Raw genomic sequence first — 4,504 nt, 5'->3', positions numbered from 1 at the left:
CCCCCCCGCTGCCGCCACTCCAGGAACGGCAGCGTCAGGTTAGCGCCTACGGAGCCGACCGGATTATGCACGAACGTCAGCAGTGAAGTGCTGCTGGTACCGAGAGCGCCGGTCAGGCTGAAGACGGGATAATATTCGGTACGCTTGATATCAACCGTAGCCAGCGCCTCACGCACTCGCCACTCTTTAGCGCTGATGTCAGGCCGGTGCATCAGCACGCTGGCAGGAATATTAGCATTTACCTTCGGCAGGCTTCCTCTTGGCAGCGTTGTTGGCTCGACTACCGGGCTGCCCGGCGCGGCGCCGAGCAAGACCGCCTGCTGATTGAGTCCCTGCAAACGCTCCCGTTGTAGCCCTGTAAGCCGGTTTTCCTGCGCGAGCAGGCTTTGTTGCGCGTCAACCACATCCAGCGATGAGGCACTTCCCGCGCGATAGCGAGCCTCGGCCAGACGCAGCGTCTCTTTTGCATAGTCGATGCTCTGCTGGAGGACGGCAATCTGTTGGTTCACAAAGCTGATGCGCCAGTAATTATTACTGGCCTCTGAAAGCAGCATCAGGCGCGCGGAGCGAAAATCCTCTTCGCTGGCATGACTTGCCCACTCCGCCACATCGCGCTGACGGGCAATTTTGCCCCAGAGATCCAGCTCATAGCTGGTGCTGAGGCTGGCGGAGCTGCTTTTTGTCCAGCCGTACGAGTTATTCAGCTGGTTTTTTCCGTCCACGCCCAGCGAACCTTTTAGTCCAGGATCGTTGGTGATACCTACTCTTTCCGCGTCCAGTCGCGCCCGATACACCCGTAGCACGGCTATAGCCACGTCGTTATTACTTGCCATCACCTGGCTGAGCCAGTTATCGAGATGAAGATCGTTAAACGCCTTCCAGTCAAACGGGGCTAGATCTCCGGCCATATCGCTCTTGTTCCAGCTTGCGGGATAGCTCACTTCGGGAGCGCGGTAGTCGCTTTTCAGCGTGTTTGCGCAGCCAGCGCTGAGCGCGGTGGCAAGGCATAAAGCCAAAGGTGATAAAATTTTCATAGGTTACTCGCTGGCCAGTGAAACGACCGGATCCATCCTTGCCGCCTTGTGGGCGGGGAGATAACCGAAGATCATGCCGATTAAGGTTGAACAGAAAAACGCGGCGGCGGCGGCCTGCCACGAATATATAGCCGTGAACACTCCGCCCGCTAGGGCGGTAAAGAGCGTGCCTGCGGCATACGACAGCGTAATGCCTAACGCGCCGCCAATCAGGCAAACCAGTACGGCCTCAATCATAAACTGCTGCATGATGTCGCTGCGTCTCGCGCCTACCGCCATGCGTACGCCAATTTCATGAGTCCGTTCTGTCACAGAGACCAGCATGATGTTCATCACCCCGATACTGCCGATCATTAGCGAGATACAGGCGACCATCAGAATTAAAATGCTGAAGGTCATTGAGGTGCGTTCGATAGATTTTCTGATCTGTTCGAAGTTATAGAGCTGGAAGTCTTTTACGCCGTGACGCTGGGTTAACAGCTGGGAGATAGCGCTAACAGCCGCCTCGTTAGCCACATTGTCCTTAAGCCTGACGCTAATGCTGGTCAGAACAGGTTTGCCTACCATGCGGTACATCACCGTGCTGTAAGGCATCCAAACGGTAATGCGGTTTGGCGCATAGCTCCGGTTGTTGCTTTTGGCGATGCCCACCACGCGTGCCGGTACGGAACCAAGGAAGACAATTTGCCCCAGCGCCTGTAGCCCCGCGTCGTCGAAAAGCGCCTTGCGGGCGTTCTCATCAATAATGACTTCCTGCAGGGCGTTGCGATCGTCCCTGAAGGTCGCCCCCTGCAACAACCCAATACCGTTTACCCGGAAATGATCCCGCCCGACGCCGTTGATGGAAGCAGTTGCAGATTTACCGAGAAAACGAATGTTGTCTGAGGCGCTAACTTCCGGGCTTACGCTGTCGACAAATCCTTGCTTTGCCAGCGCATCAGCGTCCGCAGGTACCAGTGTTCGAATGGCCTCGGTACTGTCATCGAAAAAATCTCGCCCGGGATAAATGCTGACCACGTTGGTCCCCAGATCTTTAATATTCTCCAGCGTCTTCTGCTTGGCACCCTCACCCAATGCCACGACGGTGACGACGGCGGCAATACCGAAAACAATCCCGGTCATGGTAAGCGTGGTGCGTAAGCGGTGCGCGTTCATCGCTTTTAGCGCCATTTGCAGCGATTCACGCGTACGATCGAGCAGCGTTTGCCAACGACTTTGCCGGATACGGTTGAGTGGCGGCAGCGTTTCCGTCGCAGTTACGCAACTGCCGCTATCAGCGATAATTTCGCCGTCACGCAGCTCGATAATACGCTTCGCGTGCCGGGCGACCGTCATATCGTGGGTCACCATCACTACGGTATGGCCACGCTGATTAAGCTCACTCAGGATGGCTAACACTTCTTGTCCGGACTGCGAGTCCAGCGCGCCAGTCGGCTCGTCCGCAAGGATTATCTCTCCGCCGTTGATCAGCGATCGGGCAATACTGACGCGCTGCTGCTGGCCGCCTGAAAGTTCGCCGGGTTTATGGTGCTCACGCCCTTCCAGCCCAAGTCTGCCAAGCAGTGCGGTCGCACGCAGCCGACGGTTGTCGCGTTCGCTGTTGGCGTAAATGGCCGGGATCTCAACGTTGCCAAGCGCGCTAAGGTCAGGCATCAAATGGTAGCGCTGGAAGATAAAGCCGATATGTTCCCGGCGCACTCTGGCCAGCTCATCGGGCGAAAGGTGGGCGGCGTTTTGCCCGCCGATGTAGTAATCGCCGCTGTCGGGTACGTCGAGGCAGCCCATGATGTTCATCAGGGTTGATTTGCCCGAACCTGAGGCACCGATGATCGCCACCATTTCTCCGGCCGCGATAGTCAAATCGACGTTTTTCAGGACGGTCAGCGCCTGGCCACCGTTGCCATAAGTTCGGCTAATGCCTTTTAGCTCAATGATGATTCTCACAGCACAAACCCTTCCCCAGGCGATTTCTCACCCGGCTGCGACAGCACGATATTTTCCCCGACCTTTAAGCCTTCGAGGATCTGAATATCCACGCTGTTGGTGATGCCAGTTTTCACATCCCGGGTTTCCAGCTTGCCGTCAGCCGCCAGCACCTGGACCTGCTGCTTATTTCCCTCGGCTTTGCGCACTGCCTGAATGGGCACCAGCAGCGTATCTTTGGCTTCACCAGCAAGCAGCGTAACCTGCGCCGTCATCGCAATACGGAGTCGGTTTTCTGGGTTAGGTACGTCGAGCAGAGCGTTGTAATAAACGGACGCATTTGAGGTGCCGGAGCCTGATGCCGAACTACTGCTGGCAAGTGCGTCGTCTTTCATCACCGACTCCGGTGCCAGCTCAACGGTACGCAGCGTCGCGTCATAGTGCTTGTCCGGCTCGGAGAAGATAGTGAAACGGGCTTTTTGGCCTGCGGAAATACGGGTGATGTCGGCCTCGGAGATCTGCGCTTTAATGGTCATGACGTCCAGACGCGCCAGCTTGATGATGGTCGGCGCACTCTGGCTTGAGTTAACGGTCTGCCCCTGCTGAGTGACGACGGCGATAACAATACCGTCCATCGGCGCTACGACTCGCGTATAGCCAAGATCGACCTTTTTCTTATCCACTTCTATCTGCGCCTGAACCAGTTTGGCATTCAGAGACAGTAACTCAGCGCGCGTGGTGGCAAGCGTTGCCTCCGCAGACTCAAAATCTTCGCGCGAGCTGGCATCTTCACTTAACATCTGGCGCTGGCGTTTAAAACGCAGTTCAGCCTGTTTCAGGAGCGCCTGCTTCGACTGGATTTCGGCTTTCACTCCGTTGAGCGCGGCTTCGGCGTTGCGCAAGTCGTTACGCTGAGGCACGTCGTCAATGTCGGCAATCAACTGCCCTTTAGTCACGTGGTCGCCCAGCTTCACTTTCAGTGATTTCACCTGGCCTGATACCTGCGCCCCTACGTTAACGCGTTCAATCGCGTCAATGCGGCCGGTCGCCAGAACGGAATTTTCTATATCGCCTTTGCGCACTGGGGCCGTAACATATTCCGGCACATCAGGGCTTCTCAGAAAGAAGAACAAAGCGATGATAAGAACGATGAGCAGCGCCACGGCAAAGGCGACAGTGCGGCGAGAGAGATATTTCGTTAGCATTGTGCAGTTTTTCCATAACGATGAAAGCGGTGATCCAGGTTCTCATAGTGAATGCCCCAGTCTCTACTGGAGCTAAACACGATGCATTTGTTTGGGGGTCTACGCCGGAATCGCCGAAATTTCCGGCCTGGTCTTTCTAGTGATCTTTGGGAACCTCAATGACGCCATCAGCAATACCCTTTGCCAGACGTTCCATCCATTTCGCAAAGCGGAAATATCCCGGATATTGCAGGCAGATATAGGGCTCTGTTGCATTAGCATAGGCAAGCTAGCAAAAGTTGCGCTGCCGTTTATTTAGGCAGCCAACAGATAAAACTGTTCCGCCGGTGATAAATGTTCCCC

Annotated in this window: 2 protein-coding genes and 1 pseudogene (1 of these 3 cut by a window edge); all 3 read right to left on the bottom strand. The window is 55.7% G+C overall.

What is annotated here, in order from left to right:
• Positions 1-1,034: pseudogene (gene etsC, locus AEP37_RS21925) on the bottom strand (macrolide efflux RND transporter outer membrane subunit EtsC); it reaches 363 nt to the left of the window's first position.
• Positions 1,035-1,037: 3 nt separating this feature from the next.
• On the bottom strand, positions 1,038-2,978 hold the full coding sequence (locus AEP37_RS21920; protein ID WP_049615317.1) for a MacB family efflux pump subunit: 1,941 nt from the start codon (positions 2,976-2,978) through the stop codon (positions 1,038-1,040).
• Positions 2,975-4,162, bottom strand: coding sequence for a macrolide efflux RND transporter periplasmic adaptor subunit EtsA (gene etsA / locus AEP37_RS21915; protein ID WP_049615316.1), 1,188 nt, complete (start codon positions 4,160-4,162; stop codon positions 2,975-2,977). Before etsA ends, AEP37_RS21920 begins: the two co-directional genes overlap by 4 nt.
• Positions 4,163-4,504: the final 342 nt, after the last annotated feature.

This window comes from Yersinia pekkanenii, from assembly GCF_001152565.1.
In the GTDB taxonomy this organism is placed as follows: domain Bacteria; phylum Pseudomonadota; class Gammaproteobacteria; order Enterobacterales; family Enterobacteriaceae; genus Yersinia; species Yersinia pekkanenii.
The sequence above is the reverse complement of the archived record's forward strand: the minus strand, read 5'-3'. Positions and strand labels throughout refer to the sequence as shown.